We start from the raw sequence: 21,636 nt of genomic DNA, 5'->3' as shown, positions 1-21,636 counted from the left end.
CACGAGCCGAGCGCTCCAGGGCCCGGACACTCCGCAAGGAGCGTCCGGGCCCCTGCTTTTGCCGCAATCCGTATCACTCGTACGAGTCACCCGGCGTGCCGCAGTTGACTTGGCTTCCTAGCGTGAGGCCATGAGCCACACAGCGATCTCCCGCCCCCGCACCGTCGTCAGCTGCACGCTGCTGGTGATAGCCCTCTGCGCGGGCGTCACCGCCTGCGGCTCGGACGGCAATCCGCTCTCCCACCGCCCCTACGACGCGGCGGACCAGATCTCCTTCAACGCCCCCTCAGAGGGCCGCAAGAAGGCCGACCCGGACAAGCCCCTGGAAGTGGTCGCCGAGGACTCCGACGGGCGCATCACGGACGTCACGGCCCACGACGCGTCCGGACGCTACGTGGCCGGCGAACTCTCCGCCGACGGCGGCCGCTGGCACAGCACCTCACCGCTCGCCGCCAACGCCAGCTACACGGTCCGGGTGAGCACCGAGGACGAGGACGGGGCGCCCGGCCGCAAGGTCCTCACCTTCGACACCGGCAAGCCCACCGCCAACAAGCGGCTGAACGTCACCTTCGGCCCCAAGGCGGGCACCTACGGCGTCGGCCAGCCCATCACGGCCGAGTTGAGCCAGCCGGTCAAGGACAGATCCCAGCGGGCCGTCGTCGAACGGGCCCTGAAGGTCTCCTCCATGCCCGCGACGGAAGGCGCCTGGCACTGGGTGGACGACAAGAAGCTCCACTACCGCCCGAAGGACTACTGGCCCGCGCAGGCCACCGTCCAGGTCCGCAGCAACCTGGACGGCATCAAGATCGGCGACCGGATGCGGGGCGGCAAGGCCAAGCCGCTGACGATCAACACCGCCGACAAGGTCATAGCCGTCACGGACGCCGCGGCCCACCAGATGACCGTCTACAAGAACGACGAGATCGTCCGGCAGATCCCGGTCACCACGGGCATGCCCGGCTACGACACGCGCAACGGCGTCAAGGTCGTCCTGGCCAAGGAGGGCACCGTCCGGATGACCAGCGCCAGCATCGGCGCCTCGGACTTCTACGACCTGATCGTCCACCACTCCGTGCGGGTCACCAACAGCGGCGAGTACGTCCACGCCGCCCCCTGGTCCGTCGGCTCCCAGGGCTACGCCAACGTCAGCCACGGCTGCACCGGCATGAGCACCGAGAACGCCGCCTGGTTCTACGAGAACGTCCGCGAGGGCGACATCGTCAAGGTCATAAACTCCGCCGGCGACACGATGGCCCCCTTCGGCAACGGCTTCGGCGACTGGAACCTCGAGTGGAAACAGTGGCGCACAGGCAGCGCCCTGACAGCCGGCACCCCGGAGGGCCCGACAGCAGCCGACAGAGCCCGCCTGCGACCGCAGAGTGCGTGACTGACCCAGGGGCGCGGGGAACTGCGCGAACAGCCCTCACGCACCCGCAGGTCGCCACACAACCGGACGTCCCGAGCTCCTAGGCGTTCAAAGCCGCCCTCTCCCGCAACAAGGAAGCCAGGGCCGCGGCGAACTCCACCGGATCCACCGGCAACGTCACCGCCGATTCAGCGCGACTCCAGGTCGCGAGCCACGCATCCTGAGGCCGCCCCATGAGCAGCAACACCGGCGGGCAGTCGAACACCTCGTCCTTGATCTGCCGGCACAGCCCCATGCCCCCCATCGGCACGGCCTCACCGTCCAGCACACAGACGTCGACCCCACCCCGGTCCAGCTCCTTGACCACCGCGTCAGGAGTCGCACACTCCACGAACTCCACCAGGGGAACGTCCGGCGCCGGCCGCCGTCCCGTGGCGAGCCGCACCTGCTCGCGGGTGTTGGAGTCGTCGCTGTAGACCAGCACCGTGGCGGTCGGCTGCATTGTTCCTCCGTGACGTCAGCGTCGTAAGGACAGGCCCGTTGGGCCGGATGCTACTCCCTTGAACACCACGTCAACACCGGTACGACCGGCTCAGACACTCCGAACGGCACCCCCCGGAGTGAGGGCGGGATAAGCGACCGACATAATGTCGGTCGTGGCGACAGCAACGACAGTAGAAACCGGGCACGCGCACCCGTCGGTCAACAGGCCGAACCTCACCAGCGTCGGAACCATCATCTGGCTGAGTTCCGAGCTGATGTTCTTCGCGGCCCTCTTCGCGATGTACTTCACCCTGCGATCGGTGACGGGTCCCGATCACTGGAAGGAGATGGCTGCCCATCTCAACTTCCCGTTCTCGGCGACGAACACCACGATCCTGGTGCTCTCCTCGCTCACCTGCCAGCTCGGCGTCTTCGCCGCCGAGCGCGGTGACGTGAAGAAGCTGCGGATGTGGTTCATCGTCACCTTCGTGATGGGTGCGATCTTCATCGGCGGTCAGGTCTTCGAGTACACCGAGCTGGTCAAGGAGGCGGGCCTGTCCCTGTCCTCCGACCCGTACGGCTCGGTCTTCTACCTGACCACCGGCTTCCACGGCCTGCATGTGACGGGCGGTCTCATCGCCTTCCTGCTGGTCCTGGGCCGGACCTACGCGGCCCGGAGGTTCACCCACGAGCAGGCGACCGCCGCGATCGTCGTGTCCTATTACTGGCACTTCGTCGATGTCGTCTGGATCGGCCTCTTCGCCACGATCTACATGATCAAGTAGCGGGACCGCAGCGCGCGCCCGACGAGGCACGCATCCCAGAAGCACCGACGCAGAAGATCCTGACACCGGGGTAATCCGTGAAAAAGCTCTCCGCACGACGACGCCACCCGTTGGCGGCGGTCGTCGTCCTACTCCTCGCGCTGCTCTTCAGCGGGGGGCTGTACGCCGTGTTCGCACCCACGAGCAAGGCTGAGGCCGACGAAACCGCCCAGTCCCTCACCATCGAGGAGGGCAAGAAGCTCTACTCGGTCGGCTGCGCCAGTTGCCACGGCACCGGCGGTCAGGGCACCTCCGACGGGCCGAGCCTGGTGGGTGTCGGCGCCGCCGCCGTCGACTTCCAGGTGGCCACCGGCCGTATGCCGGCCGCCACCTCCCAGGGCCCCCAGGTCCCGAAGAAGAAGAACATCTACAGCCAGGCCGAGATCGACCAGCTCGCGGCCTACATCGCCTCGCTGGGCGCCGGTCCTGCCATCCCGACCGAGGAGCAGTACGGCCCCCAGGGTGCCGACATCGCCAAGGGCGGTGAGCTGTTCCGCACCAACTGCGCGCAGTGCCACAACTTCACCGGCAAGGGCGGTGCGCTGACGCACGGCAAGTACGCACCGGACCTCGAGGGTGTCTCCCCGAAGCACATCTACGAGGCCATGGAGACCGGCCCGCAGAACATGCCGTCCTTCCCCGAGACCACGCTCTCGGTGGAGAACAAGAAGGACATCATCGCGTACCTGGACGCGGTCAACAGCAGCAAGTCCGAGAGCCCCGGCGGTCTCGAGCTCGGCGGCCTCGGGCCGGTCAGCGAGGGTCTGTTCGGCTGGATCTTCGGTCTCGGCGGGCTGATCGCCGTCGCCGTGTGGGTCGCCGCCCGGACCGCAAAGGCCAAGAAGTCATGAGTAGCCAAGACATTCCAGAAGAGAACCTGCCTGCCGTGCAGTCCGAGCAGACCGCAGGACATGACGAGCACGGGCACGGGGCGCTGAGCCCCGCGGACGAGCACCCGTTCGCCGACCCGGGCCTGCCCCCCCACGAGCACCGCATCCAGGACGTCGACGAGCGGGCCGCCAAGCGGTCCGAGCGCTCGGTCGCCCTGATGTTCACGGTGTCGATGCTGGCCACCATCGCCTTCATCGCCGCGTTCGTGGCGATCCCGGTCGACAAGTCGGTCTACATCTTCCCGCTGGGTCACATCAGCGCGCTGAACTTCGCGCTGGGCATGACGCTCGGCATCGCGCTGTTCTGCATCGGCGCGGGCGCCGTCCACTGGGCCCGCACCCTGATGTCGGACGTGGAGATCGCCGACGAGCGGCACCCGATCGAGGCGGAGCCCGAGGTCCGCGAGAAGGTCTTCGCGGACTTCAAGCAGGGCGCCAAGGAATCCGCGCTCGGCCGCCGCAAGCTGATCCGCAACACCATGTTCGGCGCGCTCACGCTGGTGCCGCTCTCCGGTGTCGTCCTGCTGCGCGACCTCGGCCCGCTGCCCGAGGACAAGCTGCGTCACACGCTGTGGTCCAAGGGCAAGCTGCTCGTCAACATGAACACGAACGAGCCGCTGCGTCCGTCGGACGTCGCGGTCGGTTCGCTGACCTTCGCCAAGCCCGAGGGCCTGGAGGAGCACGACCACGAGTTCCAGAACGAGATCGCCAAGGCCGCCCTGATGATCGTCCGGATCCAGCCGGAGAACATCAAGGACAAGCGCGAGCTCGAGTGGTCGCACGAGGGCATCGTCGCGTACTCGAAGATCTGCACCCACGTCGGTTGCCCGATCTCCCTGTACGAGCAGCAGACGCACCACGTGCTCTGCCCCTGCCACCAGTCCACCTTCGACCTCTCCGACGGTGCCCGAGTGATCTTCGGTCCCGCCGGTCACGCCCTGCCGCAGCTCCGCATCGGCGTGAACGACGAGGGCTACCTCGAGGCGCGCGGCGACTTCGAAGAGCCCGTCGGCCCTGCTTTCTGGGAGCGCGGATGAGCACTGCACAAGAACGACGCAAGGCGCCCGCGGGTGAGCGGGTCGCCGACTGGGCCGACGGCCGCCTCGGGATCTACTCCCTGGCCAAGGCCAACATGCGCAAGATCTTCCCGGACCACTGGTCCTTCATGCTGGGTGAGATCTGCCTCTACAGCTTCATCATCATCATCCTGACGGGTGTGTACCTGACGCTGTTCTTCCACCCGTCGATGAACGAGGTGGAGTACCACGGCAGCTACGTCCCGCTCCAGGGGCAGCTGATGTCGGAGGCGTTCGCCTCCACGCTGGACATCAGCTTCGACGTGCGCGGCGGTCTGCTCATCCGGCAGATCCACCACTGGGCGGCGATCATCTTCCTCGCCGCCATGTTCGTGCACATGATGCGCGTCTTCTTCACCGGCGCCTTCCGCAAGCCGCGCGAGATCAACTGGCTGTTCGGCTTCCTGCTGTTCGTCCTGGGCATGTTCACCGGTTTCACCGGCTACTCGCTCCCGGACGACCTGCTCTCCGGCACCGGTGTCCGCTTCACGCAGGGCGCGATCCTGTCCGTGCCGATCGTCGGCACGTACATCTCGATGTTCCTGTTCGGCGGGGAGTTCCCGGGTACCGACTTCGTCGCCCGGTTCTACTCGATCCACATCCTGCTGCTGCCGGGCATCATGCTCGGGCTCGTGGTCGGCCACCTGATCCTGGTCTTCTACCACAAGCACACGCAGTTCGCGGGTGCCGGACGCACCAACAAGAACGTCGTCGGCATGCCGCTGCTGCCGGTCTACGCGGCCAAGGCCGGAGGCTTCTTCTTCCTGGTCTTCGGTGTCATCGCGGCCATCGCCGGCGTCGCGACCGTCAACCCCATCTGGGTCCTGGGCCCCTACCGGCCCGACCAGGTGTCGACGGGCGCGCAGCCCGACTGGTACATGGGCTTCGCCGAGGGCCTGGTCCGCGCGATGCCGGGCTGGGAGATCAACCTCTGGGGTCACACGCTCGTCCTGGGCGTGTTCATCCCGCTGGTCCTCTTCGGCCTGTTCCTCGGGATCATCGCCCTCTACCCGTTCATCGAGTCGTGGGTCACCGGGGACAAGCGCGAGCACCACATCCTGGACCGGCCGCGCAACGCCCCGACGCGTACCGCCTTCGGTGTCGCGTGGGTCACCGGCTACATGATCATGCTGATCGGCGGTGGCAACGACATCGTCGCCACGCACTTCCATCTGTCGATCAACGCGGTCACCTGGTTCGTCCGGATCGGGTTCTTCGCCGGGCCGGTCGTCGCGTTCATCATCACCAAGCGCATCTGTCTCGGCCTCCAGCGCCGCGACAAGGAGAAGGTGCTGCACGGACGCGAGTCGGGCATCATCAAGCGCCTGCCGCACGGTGAGTTCATCGAGGTGCACGAGCCGCTCAGCCAGGAGCAGATGTACACGCTCACGGCGCACGAGCAGTACCAGCCGGTCGAGATCGGCCCGACGGTCGACGAGAACGGTGTCGAGCGCAAGGTGAAGGGCTCCGAGAAGCTGCGCGCCAAGCTCAGCGAGTCCTACTACGGCGAGGGAGCCCAGATCCCGAAGCCGACCGCCGAGGAGTACCGGGAGATCACGAGCGGCCACGGCCACCACTGATCACTGCTTCGCCACGCCACTGAAGGGCCCCGTCCGGTGTTCGGACGGGGCCCTTCGCGGTGCCCCGTGGCTGGATAGGGTGGACCTCGTTGAGACTCTCGTTCCGTACTGCGGGACGCCTGACCTTGGAGCGGCTTATGAGCGCTGTGACCCCCGCTGGAGGCGACACCGCGGCGGGCCGCTCCTGGCCCCTGCTGTTGAACGGTCTGCTGGACGGCAGGAACCTGACGGCCGACGACACCGCGTGGGCGATGGACCTGATCATGCGCGGCGAGGCGACGGACGCCCAGATCGCCGGACTCGTGGTGGCGCTGCGGGCCAAGGGCGAGACCGTCGAGGAGATCGCCGGGTTCGTCCGCGCGATGTACGAGCACGCGAACGTGATCGAGGTGCCGGGCCCGGCCGTCGACATCGTCGGCACGGGCGGCGACGGGGCGAAGACCGTCAACATCTCCACGATGTCGGCGATCGTCATCGCCGGCACGGGCGCGAAGGTCGTCAAGCACGGCAACCGCGCGGCGTCGTCGGCGTCCGGCGCGTCGGACGTGCTGGAGAAGCTCGGCGTCAATCTGGAACTGCCGACGCACCGGGTGGCCCAGGTCGCCGAGGACGCCGGGATCACCTTCTGCTTCGCGGCGAAGTTCCACCCGGCGATGCGCCACGCGGGCGCGGCGCGCGGCCAGTTGGGCGTCCGGACGATCTTCAACGTCCTCGGTCCGCTGACCAACCCGGCGAAGGTACGCGCCCAGGCCGTCGGCGTCGCGGATCCGCGCATGGCACCGATCGTCGCGGGCGTCTTCGCCGAGCGCGGCCACTCGTCCCTGGTCTTCCGGGGGGACGACGGCCTCGACGAACTGACCACCACCGCCACGTCCAGAGTGTGGGTCGTCCGCGACGGCAAGGTGACCGAGGAGGCCTTCGACCCGCGCGACGTGGGCCTCGAACTCGTCCCCGTGGAGGCCCTGCGCGGCGCGGACGCCTCCTACAACGCGGAGGTCGCCCGCCGCCTGCTGGACGGCGAGACGGGCCCCGTGCGCGACGCGGTCCTGCTGAACTCGGCGGCGGCCCTGGTGGCCCTCGAACCCGGCCCGGGGACACTCGTCGAGCAGATCCGCGCCGGCATGGCCAAGACGGCCGAATCGATCGACTCCGGGGCCGCCAAGCGGACCCTGGAGCGGTGGGTGGCGGCGAGCAACGCGTAGCGCCGGGTGTCCCGCGATCCGGACTCGGGTTGCGGGACGCCGATCTTTTCGCGTACGTTCCTGATCAGGTCATGAGTGACAGTCATGAGGCCCCGGCCGACTGTCCGGCAACCCTCCGTCCGTGGCGGGGTGCCCCGGGTGAAGACCAGGCCGCAGGCAGCGAGGTCTGTGGCAAGCGCGTGACGAGGAGTCTCTCGTGAACCAGCGAATGCGATAGGGCCGCAGAGCCCCGCCTCCGCACCCTCTTTCCTTCACCCCCCGCTTGAGCCATGTGCTCGCGGGCGGATTCCACCTGACTTCACGGGAGTTCCGCCATGTCCGTCTCCACCGTTGCCGCCGCCCCGTCCGTTTGTGCCCCGCTGCCCGTTCTGGGACGGGATGTCACCGTCCCGCTCGTCACCGGTGGCGAGGTCACCTACGCCGCGCTCGACTACGCCGCCAGCGCCCCGGCGCTCCAGCGGGTCTGGGACGACGTCGCCGCCTACGCGCCGTACTACGGCAGCGTCCACCGCGGTGCCGGGTACCTGTCCCAGCTGTCGACCGACCTGTTCGAGAACGCCCGCCGGACGGTCGCGGAGTTCCTCGACTGCAGGGACGGTGACCAGGTGGTCTTCACCCGGTCCACCACCGACTCCCTCAACCTCCTGGCCGCCGCGCTCCCGGCCGGCTGCCAGGTCTTCGTCTTCGAGACCGAGCACCACGCCTCCCTGCTGCCCTGGCGCGACGCCCGTGTCACGTACCTCGACGCCCCGCGCAGCCCCCGCCAGGCCGTCGAGACCCTGGAGCGCGCCCTCGCCGACCGCGACCCTTACGGCCCGGTCCTCGTCTGCGTCACCGGCGCCTCCAACGTCACCGGCGAGCTGTGGCCCGTACGGGAGCTCGCGGCGGCCGCGCACGCGCACGGCGCCCGGATCGTGCTCGACGCCGCCCAGCTGGCCCCGCACTACCCCGTGTCCGTCGCCGACCTCGGCGTCGACTGGGTCGCCTTCTCCGGGCACAAGCTGTACGCGCCCTTCGGCTCCGGTGTGCTGGCCGGACGGGCCGACTGGCTGCGCGAGGCCGAGCCGTACCTCGCGGGCGGCGGCGCCAGCCGCAAGGTCACCCGGCGTACCGACGGGGGAGTGGACGTGGAGTGGCACGACAGCGCCGCCCGTCACGAGGCGGGCTCGCCCAACGTCATCGGCGCCTACGCCGTCGCCTCCGCCTGCAAGGCGCTGACGGAGGCCGGCTTCGACACGCTCGTCGCGCGCGAGCAGTACCTGGTCGCCAAGGTGCGGGAGGGGCTCGCCGACGTCCCCCAGGTGCGGTTCCTGTCCCTGTTCGGGGACGACGCGCCGCGCGTCGGTGTGCTCTCCTTCGTCGTCGAGGGCTGGAACAGCTCGCACTTCGCCGCCGCGCTCTCCGCCGAGTACGGCATCGGCGTGCGGGACGGGCTGTTCTGCGCCCACCCGCTGGTGCGCACGCTGCTCGGCAGCGACCCGCAGACGCAGGGCGAGTGCGGGTCGCCGGAGTCGGTTCCCGGCGAGAAGTCCCTCAACGCCATCCGGGTCAGCTTCGGCGCGGGCACGCCGGACGAGCACGTGGAGCGGTTCGTGCGGGCCGTGCGGGAGCTCGTGACGGACGGGGCGCGGTGGAACTACCGCACGGAGGACGGGCGTTGCGTGCCGGACACCTCCGCCTGAACCGCCTCGAGGGTCAGGGGCAGCCGGGTGCCGAGGACGATCATCCGCAGGGCGCGTTCCGTGGCGTCGGTGAGCAGTTCGCTCGCGCGCAGCAGTGCCTCGGCCAGCTCCATCGGGGCGGGCAGGATGCCGTGGCAGGCGTCCACACCCGGCACCTCGTGCGCGCCCTCGCCGAGCGTGCCCGCCAGGGCCAGGACCGGGCGGCCGTGGAGCTTGGCCCGGCGGGCCACCTCGGCGGGGACCTTGCCGCGCGGCGTCTGGTGGTCCAGGGCGCCCTCGGCGGTGATCACCAGGTCGGCGCCGGCCAGCCGGGCGTCCAGGTCGAGGTGGTCCAGCAGTACGTCGAAGCGGGGGAGGAGACGGGCGCCGAGGGCGGCGAGGCCGGCGCCCAGTCCGCCGGAGGCTCCGGTTCCGGGGCCGTACCGCAGGTTGGTGTCCGGCACGGCGACGTCACGGGTGAGGACGAAGGCCCAGTTCTCCAGTCCGGCCGACAACTGCTCGACCTGCTCGGGCGTCGCGCCCTTCTGCGGGCCGAAGACCCGGGCCACGCCCCGCTCGCCGCACAGCACGTTGAACGGGTTGCAGGCGACGAGCAGCTCCACCTCCGCCAGGCGGGGGTCGAGGTCCCTGGGGTCGATGCGGTGCAGCCGCGTCAACTCCCGGCCCCCGAACGGGAGTTCCTGACCTCCCTCGTCCAGTAGCCGGGCCCCGAGCGCCTGGAGGGCGCCCGCGCCGCCGTCGGAGGTGCCCGAGTCGCCGCAGCCGACGAGGATCCGCCGGACGCCCGAGTCGAGTGCCGCCCGGATCAGTTCGCCGACGCCGTAGGTGGTGGTGGCGCCCGGGTCGCGCAGGTCGCGCGGGACCAGGGAGAGGCCCGCGACCGCCGCCATCTCCACGACCGCCGTGTCCCCGGAGCCCAGCAGGGCGAAGTGGGAGCCGACGGTCTCGCCGATCGGTCCGGTGGCGGGTACGGGGACGAGCGTGCCCCCGGTCGCCGCGGCGAGGGCGAGGGCCGTGCCCTCGCCGCCGTCCACCAGCGGGACGAGGTCCAGCTCGGCGTCGGGCAGGACCCGGCGTACGCCGGCCGCGATGGCGTCGGCGGCGGCCTCCGCGGACAGGGACTCCTTGAAACCACTGGGGGCTACGACGACACGGTTCAGCATGAGGGCTCCTTAGCGGGTGACGGAGACGCCGAGCAGCGGCCAGACCGCGACGGCGAAGAGCAGGACGAGCGCGGCGGTCAGCGGGGCCAGGAAGGCGGACAGCCGCAGTAGATCGCGCGGGGCGTAGGTGGGGGTGCCGGGAAGCTGCGCGAACAGCGTGACCGGCTTGGCGGAGGCGGGCAGGGTGTGGCAGAAGCCGGCGGCGGCGGTGGAGGCGAGCGCGGCGGCGACCGGGTTGACGCCGACGCCGACGGAGGCGGCCACGACGATCGGGACCAGGACGGAGGAGCGGGCGGAGCGGGACTGGAGGACCAGGTGGGCGGCCGTGCTGATGACGATCACTATCGCCAGGAACACCATCGGGGGCTCGTTCGTCGGCAGGCCGGAGACCAGCCACTTCGCCGCTCCCGAGTCGGCGAGCGCGACGCCCATCGCCATCGTCGCCGCCATGAACAACAGCAGCGACCAGGGGACGGTCTTCAGCGCGTCCTTCAGGCGTACGGTGCCGAGTGCGGGCGAGGCGGCCACGACCGCGCCGATCAGTGCCACGATCGCGGGCGGCAGGTGGTGCAGCGGCTCGCTGCACCACAGCAGCACGACCGTGGCGAGCAGCAGGGCGCAGCGCTTCTCGGCCTGCGTCCATGGGCCGGTGACCGCCTGTTCGCTGTGCTCCTGGATCTGCTGGGCGGTGATGTGAACGGGCCCGCGCCGGTCCTCGCGCCGCGTCATCGTCAACAGCACCAGCTCGGCGGCCAGGTGGGACGACACCACGGCCAGCGGAAGGCCCAGCAGCAGCCACTCCGTGAAGCCGATGTGCTGCCCGGTCGCCTCGAACAGCACCGACACGGTGATCAGATGCGCGCCGGCACCGATCAAAGTCGCTACTGCCGACAGAAGGATCACGGTCGGAAACAGCAGAGCCAGCATCACGACCAGTCGTTTGCGGTCGGCCAGGACCTTGGCGAGGGCCAGGAACACCGGCAGCGCCAGCGCGGCCCGGCCGGAGGTGGCCGGCACCGCGAAGGCCGTGACGACCAGGGCCGCCGTCGTCAGGTGCACGAGCTGTCGCACGGTGCGGGCTCCGCTGACGAGGAAGACCGCCGCACGGCCCGCGAGCCCGGTCCGCGACACCGCCGCCGCCAGGACGAACGCGCAGATCAGCAGCCACACGGTGTCGTCGCCGAGAGTGCCGAACAGGGTGTTGTTGCTGATCACGCCGGTCACCGTCAGCGCCAGTGCGGCGCCCAGCGCGATGTACGTGTCGTCTATCGACGTTCCGATCCACGCACAGGTCGCCAGGACGAACACGGCGAGGGTGAAGCGGGCGTCACCGCCGAGTCCCGGGAAGTTCCCCGGGACGGCCAGTAGGGCGCACAGCGAGAGTGCCACGCACAGGGCAGTGAGAGCTCGTAGGTTCCATGTCACGTCATCGAGGGTTCATCCGGGCCGTGAGCCGTCGATGAGCCGAACATGAAAGGAACTTCACCCGGTGGGGAGCCGGTAGCCCATCCCGCGCACGGTCTCCACCCGCTCCGCGCCGAGCTTCTTGCGCAGTGTGCGGACATAGACGTCCACGATGTTGGAACCGGGGTCGAAGTCGTAGCCCCACACGTGGGAGAGGATCTGCTCGCGGGACAGCACCTGCCCGGGGTGCCGCAGGAACAGCTCCAGCAGGACGAACTCACGGGCCGTCAGGTCGACGGTCCGCTCCCCGGACCTGGCGCGCCGGGTGCGCAGGTCCAGGCTCAGCGAACCGGCTCTGAGCACGGTCACCTCCGGCGCCCGGGCCGCCGTACGCAGCCTGAGGCGGACCCGGGCGAGCAGTTCCTCGAAGCGGAACGGCTTGGTCATCCAGTCGTCGGCGCCGCCCTCGAGGCCGGCCACCGCGTCCCGTACGGAGTCGCGTGCGGTCAGCACGATCACGGGGGTGGTCACCCGTGCCTCGCGCAGTTCGCGCAGGATCGTGAAGCCGTCGCGGCCGGGCAGGTTGATGTCCAGGACGACGAGGTCGAAGCCGCCGGTCAGGGCGTACTCGTAGCCGGCGTCGCCGTCGGTGACGACGGTCGTGGTGAATCCGTTCGAGCGCAGGCCCTTCTCGACGAAGGAGGCGATGCGCTCCTCGTCCTCGACGATGAGGATGCGGTTCACGTGTGATCGCCTTCCGGTGCCTGTGACGCGTGCAGAACGAGGGTGAAGGTGGCGCCGCCGCCGGGGGTGTCGGACAGCCGGACGTGGCCGTGGTGCCCTTCGGCGATGGCCTTGACGATGGCCAGCCCGAGTCCGGCGCCGGAGCCGCGTGCGCCTCGCCGGGCGGTGCCTCGCCGGAAGCGTTCGAAGATGACCTCGGCGTCCTGCGGCTGGACACCGGTGCCCGAGTCGGCGACGTACAGCTCGATGTGCGGGCCGGCCGTCCGGGAGCCGATGCGGACGGTCTGGCCGGGCGTGGTGTGCTGCACGGCGTTCTGCGCGAGTTGCACCATGGCCTGGGTGATCCGCTGGAAGTCCAGTTCGGCCTCCACGTCGGCGACCTCGGCCAGCCGCCAGTCGCGCTCGCCCAGGGTGCGGGCCTTGACGAAGACGTCGGCGGTGAGTTCGGCCACCTGAGCCGGCTCGGGGACGACGAAGTCGGGACGTTCGGTCTTGGCCAGGACCAGCAGGTCCTCGACGATGCGGCTCATCCGGTCGAGTTCGTCGGTGACCAGCCGGACCGTCTCCTCGCGTTCGGCCGGGTCGTCGCCCATGACCTCCAGATGACCCCGCACGATGGTGATCGGGGTGCGCAGCTCGTGGCCCGCGTCGTCGACGAACTCGCGCTGCGCGGCGAAGGCCCGGTCCAGACGGTCGAGCATGCCGTTGAAGGTCTCCGCGAGAGCCGCTATGTCGTCGTTGCCGTGCACCGGGATCCTGCGGGTGAGGTCCTGCTCGGTGATCTCCGCAGCCGCGGTGCGCACGAGCCGCACCGGCCTGAGGATGCGTCCGGCGACCACCCAGGCGATGCCGGTGGTGAGCAGCAGGGCGACGCCGGAGATGATCAGCAGGGTGCGGAACACGTTGTTCACCCGCTGTTGCTCGGGCTCCGGGTGGATGGCCACGACGAACGCGGCGTCCGGCTCCGCACCCGCCCGGGCCACCGGGACCTTGGCCCACCGGATCTCGCCCTGCGGCCGCCGCACCGTGCCGGAGGACTCCGGCGAGTCGAAGATGCGGCGTCTGGCGTCGGCGTCCTGGTGGAGGGGCAGCCCCGCGCTGATGGCGCCCTGCTGCCGGATCTGGCCCAGGTCACCGTCCGGCCCGCGGACCAGACCGATCAGTTCCTCGTCGGCGTCGGGGTTCTGCTGCTGGAGGAAGACCGTCAGCAGGCGGGGCGCGGTGGTGAACGGACGGTTCGTCTCGGGGTCCCTGCCCCGCTCCTCGAAGCCGGCGAACTCGTCGGCCTCCTGGGTGAGCAGACGGTTGATCCGGCTGTCGACGTCCCGCATCAGGAACGAGCGGGTGGTCGTGGTCACCTCGATCAGCGCCACCGCCATGACGAGCAGCAACCACAGCAGGATGCGGACCCGGGCGGTGATCCGCCGGCGGGCCGGGTCAGTTGGCGTCGTCGCGTCCGTCGTCGGGCCCGTCGTCTCCGGCGCCCTGACCGTGGTCGTCGTCATCGTCATCCATCGTGGGGCTGTCGGTCACCGGCTGCCGCGGCACGACCTCGTCGTCCGGAGAAGGATCGGGTGTGGGCTTGGTGGTGGGTGTCGGCGTGGGTGTGGGTGTGGGTGTGGGTGTGGGCGTGGGGGTGGGTGAGTCGCTGTCCAGCACCACCTTTGAGGGGACCTTCGGAGACTCCGGGCGGTCCGAGAGCGCGAAACTGGTCGCGGCGATACCCAGCGGGATCAGAACGACGGCGGACAGGGCCGCCATACGACGAGTGAAAGCCATGTGCCCGATCATCGGCCGGGAACACGGTGAGAAGGATGAGGGCCGGATGAAGAACTCTTCATCCGGGAGCTCCTCATCCGGGAGCGGTCCTCAGTTGTCCAGGCCGATCGAGAACGCCGCCTCCAGGTCGTGCTGCGAGTACGTACGGAACGCCACGTGCGTGTCCGTGCCCTCCACGCCGGGGATCTTGCTGATCCGGCCCGGAATGACCTCCGCCAGGTCCTCGTGGTCCTTCACCCGGACCATCGCGATCAGGTCGTAGGTGCCGGTGACGGAGAAGACCTCGCTGACGTTGTCCAGCGCGGCGATCGACTCCGCGATCTCGGGGATCCGGTCCACGCTGGTCTTGATGAGGACGATCGCGGTGATCACGGCTGGTTCTCTCCCTCGGGGGCCGGAGCTGGGGCGGCCTTCACTCTAGTAGGGCTGGTGGGACGGCCGTAGCGGACCGAGGCGTAGCCGAAGCCCAGGCCGAAGCCGACCAGGTGGGCGAGGTAGGCCACGCCCGGCCCGTCCGAGGCCCGCCCCGCCCCCAGCCACTGCAGCGCCGCCCAGAACGGCAGCACGATCCAGGCCGGGAAGCGCACCGGCAGGAAGAAGAGGAATGGCAGGAGACTGGTCACCCGGGCCCGGGGGAACAGGTAGAGGAACGCGCCGAGGACCGCCGAGATCGCCCCCGAGGCCCCGACCAGGGACTGCTCGGAGTCCGCGTTGACGGCGGCGTAGCCCAGCAGGGCCAGATAGCCGCAGCCGACGTAGAACAGGGTGAACTGCACCCGTCCCATCCGTTCCTCGGTCATCGCCCCGAAGACGTAGAGGAAGAGCATGTTGCCGAGCAGGTGCACCCAGCTGCCGTGGACGAAGAGGGCCGTCGCGGGGGTGAGGGCCGATCCGGCGGACCCCTCGAACAGTTCTGCGGGGATCACGCCCCAGCGCCGGAAATAGGCCCGCTGCGCGGCGAGCAGCTCGTCGCCCGTGCCGTACGCCGGACCGAGCCCCGAGGCGGGGCCGACCAGGAAGACCGCGCAGCACAGGGCGATCAGTGCGTACGTCACCGGCGCCGACGACCCCCGGACCGATCTGCCGGCCCGGACGATCGACGCACTCCACTTGCTGATCATGGCTACAGAGCATGACGTAACCGGACGCAACCGCACAGACCGCCTCGCCGCCGTGGACGCGTGGGCGGCGAGGACCCGCCAGGCCGTAGGGTTACGAGCCACACGCACCGGGGATGCCGGTGGCGTCACGGACACTAGAAGGAAAGAGAACAGGCCACGATGACGGTTCCCCTGCCGACCGCCTCGACGCGGTGGCGCTGCGCCCTCTGCGGCAACCTCACGAGGTTCGACGTGACCCGCTCGTCGAAGGTCGTCGAGTACGTCCACCTCGACCTGGCCGGAGAGCCGAAGGTCGAGGAGCGCGAGGTGCTCAGTGAGACCATCGAGTCGGTGCGCTGCCGCTGGTGCAACGCGGTGGACCAGGTGGAACTCGTGGACAGGCCGGGTGCCGGCTCCTGAGGGGAGCTGGCCCCGCACAGGCATTGGGGTGTGACGGATGGTGGAGACCACAGGCGGGGGGCCGGGCGACGGCGCCGCCGAGGTGCTCGACCGTCCGCTGCCCGACGGCGTGCGCCGCAGGGTCGTCCAGATCGTCTCCGACGGCTTCGGCTCGCTGACGGTCGGCGAGCTGCCCGCGCAGCTCAGGCAGTACGCCCGGTTCGCCCCGAACCGCCGGGCCAAGTTCGCCGGCAACGCCATGGCCGCGGCGCTGGAGACCGACCCGCTGTTCCGGCAGCGCATCGGGGAGAAGCTCAGAGAAGCCCAGCCGGAACTGACCGGCGCCCTCGACTCAGGCTCCCCGCCCCCGGCCGCGGACCCGCTCGACGTGGCGGCCGCGGCCTACGTACTGCGGCCCCTCGGCTGGGTGAAGCTGGTGACCGCCGCCGGCGAGGAGGCCCAGCGGGCCGACGCCGAGCGGGCCGACGAGGAGAACCGGGCCGAGCTGGAGCGGCTGCGCACCGAGCTCGCCCGGGCCCGTGACCACACCAGGGCCGAGACGGAGCGGCTGCGCACGGAGCTGGATTCGGCCAAGAAGGAAGCCGAGTCGCTGCACCGCAAGCTGCGCGCCGCCCTCAGCGACGTCAAGCGCGGCGAGGCCGCCCTGCGCAAGGCGCACGGCGAGATCGAGGCCGTCCGCGCAGAGGGGCACGCCCAGGTGTCCGCCGCCGAGAGCGAGAGCCGGCGGCTCAAGGCCCGGCTGGGGGAGGCCGAGGCCGCCCTGGAGGCCACGCGCCGGGCCGCGCGCGAGGGCCGCAGCGTCGAGGACATGCGGGTGCGGCTGCTGCTGGACACCCTGCTGGACGCCACTCAGGGGCTCCGGCGCGAACTGGCCCTGCCGCCGGTGTCGGTGCGGCCCGCCGAGACCGTGGACGCCGTCGAGCCGGGCAGGATGAGCCCGAAGGACATCGCCGCCCGCGCCCTGTCCGAGGACGACCCGCAGGTCCTCGACCAGCTGCTGGCGCTGCCGCAGGCCCATCTGGTCGTCGACGGCTACAACGTCACCAAGACGGGTTATCCGCAGATGCCGCTGGAGAAGCAGCGTCTGAGGCTGCTGGGGCAGCTCTCGCAGCTGGCGGCGCAGAGCGGCGCCGAGGTGACGTGTGTCTTCGACGGGGCCGAACTGGCCGCGCCGGTCCTGCTCGCGCCGCCGCGCGGGGTCCGGGTGCTGTTCTCGAAGCCGGGCGTCACCGCCGACGAGCTGATCCGCCAGCTGGTGCGCGCCGAACCGCCGGGCCGGCCGGTCATCGTCGCCTCCACCGACCGCGAGGTCGCCGACGGCGTGGCCCGCGCGGGCGCCCGCCCGGTGGCCTCGGCGATGCTGCTGAAGCGCCTTTCGCGATCCTAGAGGCCTTTGCGCCATCTGTAACTTACGGGCCCGATGCCTGAATTGATGGCGCATGTGTGCCACAGCGCGTCAAATGGGGCTCACCGCCTGTGAGTCAAGATGAAAAGATGGCTCACTGTGACGTGATTTTTCAGCTGAGGATTTGAACTGATCACAGGAAGGTCACTAGGGTCAGGCCCCGAACCTCCGCTCGGGTGATCGCTCACTGGGAGCGACGGCGGAGGGGCCGAAGAAGGAGCTTGTCACCCGTGGCGTCCCACCGTCGTCCCAAGCAGCCGAGCCGCGCACGTGTGACCGTGTTGACCACAGCCGCCGCCGCTGCCGTCGCCTTCAGCTCGCAGGCCGCCAACGCGGCCCCCAGCGAGAAGCCGAGCAAGGACGAGGTCAAGGCCAAGGTCGACAAGCTCTACGAAGAGGCGGAGCAGGCCACCGAGAAGTACAACGGGGCCAAGGAGAAGCAGGAGAAGCTCCAGAAGGAGATCTCCACCATCCAGGACAACGTCGCCCGCGGCCAGGAGGAGCTCAACGAGCTGCGCGACAGCCTGGGCCTCGCGGCCGCGTCGCAGTACCGGACCGGCTCCATCGACCCGTCCGTGCAGCTCTTCCTCTCCGCCGACCCGGACGACTACCTCGACAAGGCCTCCACGCTCGACCAGTTGAGCAGCCAGCAGGTCGAGGCGCTGAAGAAGGTCCAGGAGAAGCAGCGCGAACTGGCCCAGGAGCGCGCCGAGGCCTCCGAGAAGCTCAAGGACCTCGCCTCCACCCGGACCGAACTCGGCAACAAGAAGAAGGAAGTCCAGGGCAAGCTCGCCTCCGCGCAGAAGCTGCTCAACAGCCTCTCCGCCGCCGAGAAGGCCAAGCTCGCCGAGGAGCAGAACCGCGCCAGCCGGACCGCCGAGCGCGACGCCCTCACCAGCAACGTGCCGCCCGGCTCCGGCCGCGCCGCCGCCGCCTTCGCCTTCGCCCAGAGCCAGCTCGGCAAGCCCTACGTCTACGGCGCCACCGGCATGAGCTCCTACGACTGCTCCGGCCTCACCTCCCGGGCCTACGCCGCCGCCGGCGTGCAGATCCCGCGCACCTCCGAGGCGCAGACCGGAGCCGGCACCAAGATCTACTCGGTCAGCCAGCTCAAGGTCGGCGACCTGGTCTTCTTCTTCAACGACCTGCACCACGTCGGCCTCTACGCCGGCAACGGGCAGATCATCCACGCCCCGCGCACCGGCACGGTCGTCCGCTACGAGTCGATGGACACCATCGGCGGCCCGTTCATGTTCGGCGTCCGCGTCTGATCCCAGCGCCCGGGAGCCCCCGGCGTCTCCAAGATCAGGACACCGTATCCGCCGTTCGGGCGAATCACGGCAACCTCGAGTGAGCCCACGCCCCGCCAGTGACCTGCGTCAGTGGCGGGGCGTCGTGCCGCATACCCACGGATGGTCGTTGGCGGCCCCGCGTCACGGGGCTACTGTCTGCCGCGTTTCCTAGTCCGCCAGCGGAAGGAGAGCGGCTTCCCGTGGGGTCCCATCGCCGCCTTGCACCGTCCGGGTTCGACCGGGGCGCCAGTGCCGCGGTCAGCTTCCTTTCCGTCGCGGCCGCCGCCCTGGGCGCGGTACCGGCCGCGGCCGCACCGTACGACGACACCCGGGCCAAGGTGGACCGCCTCTACGAGCAGGCCGAGAAGGCGACCGAGGCCTACAACGAGGCCGGCGAGCGCGCCGACCGGCTGCGCGCCGAGGTCGGCACCGCCCGGGACCGGATCGCCCGGCAGCAGCAGCGCGTCAACTCCATGCGGGAGTCGCTCGGTTCGCTCGCCGGTGCCCAGTACCGGTCGGGCGGCATCGACCCGTCCCTCGCCCTGCTGTTCTCCGACGACCCGGACGACTACCTCGACAAGGCCTCCCGGCTGGACCGCATCACGGCCCACCAGGCCGGAGAGCTGAAGGAGCTTCAGCAGGCCATGCGCGAACTCGCCCAGGACCGCGAGGAGGCCGCCGGCAAGCTCCGCGAACTGGAGGAGAGCCGCAAGGCCGTCGCCGCCCACAAGAAGACCGTCGAGCACAAACTCGCCACGGCCCGGCGGCTGCTCGGCTCCCTTCCGGACAGCGAGCGTGACGCCTACGGCCGCGCCTCCCGCTCCGGCCGCGACGGCATCCCCGGCCCCGGCGGCGCCACCGCCGCCTCGGGACGCGGGGCCGCCGCCGTCGCCGCCGCCCGCAGCGCGCTCGGCAAGCCCTACATCTGGGGCGCCAACGGCCCCTCCGGATTCGACTGTTCCGGCCTGATGCAGTGGTCGTACGCGCAGGCCGGGGTCGCCCTGCCGCGCACCTCGCAGGCCCAGCGGTACGCCGGCCGGCAGGTCCCGCTGTCCGAGGCGCGCCCAGGTGACCTGGTCGTCTACCGAGGCGACGCCAGCCATGTCGGGATGTACATGGGCAACGGCCAGGTCATCCACGCGCCCTACCCCGGCGCACCCGTGCGCTACGACCCGGTCGGGATGATGCCCGTCTCGTCGGTCACCAGGGTCTGACCGGCGCGGCCCGGCGCCCGTACGATCGGGAACGTGGCTGGTCGAAGGTCGGGGTCCCCGGTGGTGGCGCTCGTTCTGCTGCTCGTCTTCCTGACCGGATGCGGCGGCCGGTCCGCCGCCGACAGCGCCACGGCCGACGTCCAGCGGCTCCTCGACCGGCGCGCCGCCGCGGTCCTCGACCACGATGAGCGGGCCTACGCGCGCACGGGCACGGGCACGGATTTCGCCCAGGTGCGCGCGCTGCCCCTGGCCGACTGGTCGTACCGCGTGACCGGCCTGCACCGCAGCGGCGACACCGCGACCGCCGACGCCGAACTGCGCTACCGCGTCGCGGGGTACGACCGGGCCCCGGTGACCGCCGGCCGCACCCTGAGGCTGAGCCGCGACGCGGACGGGCAGTGGTCCGTCGACGCCGACCGGCCCGCGAAGAAATCCGCCCAGCAACTGTGGGACCAGGGCGCCGTACAGGTCGTCCGGGGCGAGCGCAGCCTCGTGCTCGGCGTCGGGCAGTCCGGCCGGTCGCTGCGCGGCTTCGCGGACCTGGCCGACCGCGCGGTGCCCGCCGTCACTCAGGCGTGGGGCACGGACTGGGGCCGGCGCGTCGTCCTGCTCGTACCGAAGTCGCTGGAGGGGATGGCGGGGCTGCTCGGCTCACCCGCCTCCTCCTACCGCGGGATCGCGGCGGTCACCACGGGAGAGACGGGCGCACCGGCGCAGGCGCCCGCGGACCGCGTCATCGTCAACCCGGACGCGTTCGCACTCCTCGGCACCCTCGGCGAGCAGGTCGTCGTCACCCACGAGACGACCCATGTCGCCACCCGCGCCCACACCACCTCCTCCACCCCGCTGTGGCTGTCCGAGGGCTACGCCGACTGGGTCGGCTACCGGGCCGCCGGCCGCAGCCCGACCGAGGCCGCGCCCGAACTGTCCCGCGCGGTGACCCAGGGCCGGATCCCGTCCGCCCTCCCGGACGACAAGGACTTCGGCTTCACCGGCGACGCGAGCCGCCTGGCCCGGGCCTACGAGAGCGGCTGGACGGCGTGCCGGCTGATCGCCGACCGGTGGGGCGAGGCGCGGCTGGGCGAGTTCTACCGGGCCGTCGGGGAGCACCGGAAGCGGGCCGGGGCGGTGGAGGAGGCGATGCGCGAGGTGCTGGGGACGACGCCGGAGGCCTTCACGGAGGAGTGGCGGGACTATCTGCGGGTCCAGCTGGGCTGACCGGGCGACGGCTGGTCGGCCCGCGGGCTCATCTCGGCTGACGGCTGGCGTGGTCGACGGACGGCCGCACGTCCGGCTCGGCTGAGCGGGCGCGGCGGATCCGGCCGCCGCAGGCGCGGCCGAGCGGGCCGCGGCGAGGCCGCCCGCGGGTTCCCTCGGCTGATGGTGCCGTGGCCGGACCGGGCCGCACGCGGCCTCAACCGGCTATTCCAGCAGCGTGATGGCCTCCCGCAGCCAGGCCCGCTCCGCCTGGCCCGTCGCCCGCGCGACCCGCAGCATGCCCTGGCGGAACAGGTCGTCGGCCTCCTCGGCGCGGACCGGCTTGCCGGACTCGTAGAAGAAGCTCGACGGCGTCTCGAGGAAGTCCAGCCGGCGGCGCAGCACCGCGGCCTGCTCATGCCGGTCGGGGAGGTGGCGCAGGAACGCCAGGACCGTGTTGAAGCGGACCTGGTCGGTGATCTCGGCCTGCTTCGGACGGCGCAGCCGCTCCAGCAGCTCCTCGCGTCCCTTGCCGGTGAGAGCGAGGGTGCGGCGCGGGGCCGCGCTCGCGCCGGGCTCGGTGCGCTGGTCGAGCAGGCCCGCCCCCACCAGCCGCGTGATCGCCGGGTAGAGCGCGCCGTCGCTCACCGGCCGGACATGGCCGGTCAGCGCCTTGATGCGCTCCTTGAGCTCATAGCCGTGCAGCGGCTCCTCGGCCAGGAAGCCCAGGATCGACAGCTCCAGCATGGTCCTCCTCGTCCTCCTCGTCCTCCTTGCGGGGGCGTGAGATCCCATGCTACCTCTAACCGAGCTAT

21 protein-coding genes and 1 riboswitch are annotated in these 21,636 nt (G+C 70.6%); of the genes, 12 read left to right on the top strand and 9 right to left on the bottom strand.

Annotated elements, in window-relative coordinates:
• Window positions 1-130 precede the first annotated feature (130 nt).
• Window positions 131-1,387, top strand: coding sequence for a L,D-transpeptidase (locus ACZ3I3_RS04075; RefSeq protein ID WP_467362341.1), 1,257 nt, complete (start codon window positions 131-133; stop codon window positions 1,385-1,387).
• A gap of 79 nt (window positions 1,388-1,466) precedes the next feature.
• Here the strand turns inward: ACZ3I3_RS04075 and ACZ3I3_RS04070 are convergent, their stop codons facing one another.
• Window positions 1,467-1,868 (bottom strand): response regulator, encoded by a 402-nt coding sequence (locus tag ACZ3I3_RS04070; protein WP_467362339.1) that lies wholly within the window; start codon window positions 1,866-1,868, stop codon window positions 1,467-1,469.
• A gap of 145 nt (window positions 1,869-2,013) precedes the next feature.
• Between ACZ3I3_RS04070 and ctaE the strand changes: the two genes are divergently transcribed.
• The 6 genes from ctaE (at window position 2,014) to ACZ3I3_RS04040 (ending at window position 9,103) form a co-directional block, all read left to right on the top strand.
• Entirely contained in the window at window positions 2,014-2,634 is a 621-nt protein-coding gene (gene ctaE, locus ACZ3I3_RS04065; protein ID WP_033312739.1) for an aa3-type cytochrome oxidase subunit III, read from the top strand.
• A gap of 77 nt (window positions 2,635-2,711) precedes the next feature.
• Window positions 2,712-3,524: a cytochrome bc1 complex diheme cytochrome c subunit gene (gene qcrC, locus ACZ3I3_RS04060; RefSeq protein WP_356929772.1), complete on the top strand. Its 813-nt coding sequence runs from the start codon at window positions 2,712-2,714 to the stop codon at window positions 3,522-3,524.
• Window positions 3,521-4,600, top strand: coding sequence for a cytochrome bc1 complex Rieske iron-sulfur subunit (qcrA, locus tag ACZ3I3_RS04055; RefSeq protein WP_467362337.1), 1,080 nt, complete (start codon window positions 3,521-3,523; stop codon window positions 4,598-4,600). The genes qcrC and qcrA overlap by 4 nt, the downstream gene beginning before the upstream one ends.
• On the top strand, window positions 4,597-6,219 hold the full coding sequence (gene qcrB / locus ACZ3I3_RS04050) for a cytochrome bc1 complex cytochrome b subunit (protein WP_467362335.1): 1,623 nt from the start codon (window positions 4,597-4,599) through the stop codon (window positions 6,217-6,219). The genes qcrA and qcrB overlap by 4 nt, the downstream gene beginning before the upstream one ends.
• A 137-nt stretch (window positions 6,220-6,356) precedes the next feature.
• Complete coding sequence (gene trpD, locus ACZ3I3_RS04045) at window positions 6,357-7,421, top strand: anthranilate phosphoribosyltransferase (RefSeq protein WP_467362333.1); 1,065 nt, start codon at window positions 6,357-6,359, stop codon at window positions 7,419-7,421.
• 67 nt (window positions 7,422-7,488) lie between these two features.
• Window positions 7,489-7,605, top strand: a riboswitch (SAM riboswitch).
• A 130-nt stretch (window positions 7,606-7,735) separates the two neighbouring features.
• The gene (locus tag ACZ3I3_RS04040) at window positions 7,736-9,103 is read left to right on the top strand and encodes an aminotransferase class V-fold PLP-dependent enzyme (protein ID WP_467362331.1); all 1,368 of its coding nucleotides are present in this window, start codon (window positions 7,736-7,738) and stop codon (window positions 9,101-9,103) included.
• Here ACZ3I3_RS04040 and ACZ3I3_RS04035 read toward each other — a convergent pair.
• The 7 genes from ACZ3I3_RS04035 to ACZ3I3_RS04005 all read right to left on the bottom strand — a co-directional run bounded on the left by ACZ3I3_RS04035 (window position 9,058) and on the right by ACZ3I3_RS04005 (window position 15,314).
• A complete protein-coding gene (locus ACZ3I3_RS04035) occupies window positions 9,058-10,266 on the bottom strand; it encodes a glycerate kinase family protein (protein ID WP_467362330.1) in 1,209 nt (402 codons plus the stop codon). The genes ACZ3I3_RS04040 and ACZ3I3_RS04035 overlap by 46 nt on opposite strands.
• Window positions 10,267-10,275: 9 nt before the next feature.
• Window positions 10,276-11,691: an SLC13 family permease gene (locus ACZ3I3_RS04030; protein ID WP_467362328.1), complete on the bottom strand. Its 1,416-nt coding sequence runs from the start codon at window positions 11,689-11,691 to the stop codon at window positions 10,276-10,278.
• Between the two features lie 57 nt (window positions 11,692-11,748).
• Window positions 11,749-12,414: a response regulator transcription factor gene (locus ACZ3I3_RS04025; protein ID WP_279542168.1), complete on the bottom strand. Its 666-nt coding sequence runs from the start codon at window positions 12,412-12,414 to the stop codon at window positions 11,749-11,751.
• On the bottom strand, window positions 12,411-13,919 hold the full coding sequence (locus ACZ3I3_RS04020; RefSeq protein ID WP_467362325.1) for a sensor histidine kinase: 1,509 nt from the start codon (window positions 13,917-13,919) through the stop codon (window positions 12,411-12,413). Before ACZ3I3_RS04020 ends, ACZ3I3_RS04025 begins: the two co-directional genes overlap by 4 nt.
• Window positions 13,852-14,193 (bottom strand): small secreted hydrophilic protein, encoded by a 342-nt coding sequence (locus ACZ3I3_RS04015; protein WP_467362323.1) that lies wholly within the window; start codon window positions 14,191-14,193, stop codon window positions 13,852-13,854. Before ACZ3I3_RS04015 ends, ACZ3I3_RS04020 begins: the two co-directional genes overlap by 68 nt.
• Window positions 14,194-14,283: 90 nt before the next feature.
• A complete protein-coding gene (locus ACZ3I3_RS04010; protein WP_010048935.1) occupies window positions 14,284-14,565 on the bottom strand; it encodes an Lrp/AsnC family transcriptional regulator in 282 nt (93 codons plus the stop codon).
• Window positions 14,562-15,314, bottom strand: a complete 753-nt coding sequence (locus ACZ3I3_RS04005) for a rhomboid family intramembrane serine protease (protein WP_467362321.1) — start codon at window positions 15,312-15,314, stop codon at window positions 14,562-14,564. The genes ACZ3I3_RS04010 and ACZ3I3_RS04005 overlap by 4 nt, the downstream gene beginning before the upstream one ends.
• Window positions 15,315-15,473: 159 nt before the next feature.
• On the opposite strand from ACZ3I3_RS04005, the gene ACZ3I3_RS04000 reads away from it, so the two are divergent.
• The 5 genes from ACZ3I3_RS04000 (at window position 15,474) to ACZ3I3_RS03980 (ending at window position 20,842) form a co-directional block, all read left to right on the top strand.
• Window positions 15,474-15,713, top strand: coding sequence for a hypothetical protein (locus ACZ3I3_RS04000; protein ID WP_020272953.1), 240 nt, complete (start codon window positions 15,474-15,476; stop codon window positions 15,711-15,713).
• A 37-nt stretch (window positions 15,714-15,750) separates the two neighbouring features.
• Window positions 15,751-17,100 (top strand): NYN domain-containing protein, encoded by a 1,350-nt coding sequence (locus tag ACZ3I3_RS03995; RefSeq protein WP_467362319.1) that lies wholly within the window; start codon window positions 15,751-15,753, stop codon window positions 17,098-17,100.
• A 248-nt stretch (window positions 17,101-17,348) separates the two neighbouring features.
• Complete coding sequence (locus ACZ3I3_RS03990) at window positions 17,349-18,389, top strand: C40 family peptidase (protein WP_467362317.1); 1,041 nt, start codon at window positions 17,349-17,351, stop codon at window positions 18,387-18,389.
• A gap of 221 nt (window positions 18,390-18,610) precedes the next feature.
• Window positions 18,611-19,624, top strand: a complete 1,014-nt coding sequence (locus tag ACZ3I3_RS03985) for a C40 family peptidase (protein WP_467362315.1) — start codon at window positions 18,611-18,613, stop codon at window positions 19,622-19,624.
• A gap of 33 nt (window positions 19,625-19,657) precedes the next feature.
• On the top strand, window positions 19,658-20,842 hold the full coding sequence (locus ACZ3I3_RS03980; protein ID WP_467362313.1) for a hypothetical protein: 1,185 nt from the start codon (window positions 19,658-19,660) through the stop codon (window positions 20,840-20,842).
• A 204-nt stretch (window positions 20,843-21,046) separates the two neighbouring features.
• Here the strand turns inward: ACZ3I3_RS03980 and ACZ3I3_RS03975 are convergent, their stop codons facing one another.
• Window positions 21,047-21,568 (bottom strand): PadR family transcriptional regulator, encoded by a 522-nt coding sequence (locus tag ACZ3I3_RS03975; protein WP_467362311.1) that lies wholly within the window; start codon window positions 21,566-21,568, stop codon window positions 21,047-21,049.
• Window positions 21,569-21,636: the final 68 nt, after the last annotated feature.

This window comes from Streptomyces sp. NPDC016851 (assembly GCF_055562795.1).
Note: the sequence above shows the minus strand (reverse complement) of the source record. Positions and strands in the feature narration are given on the sequence as shown.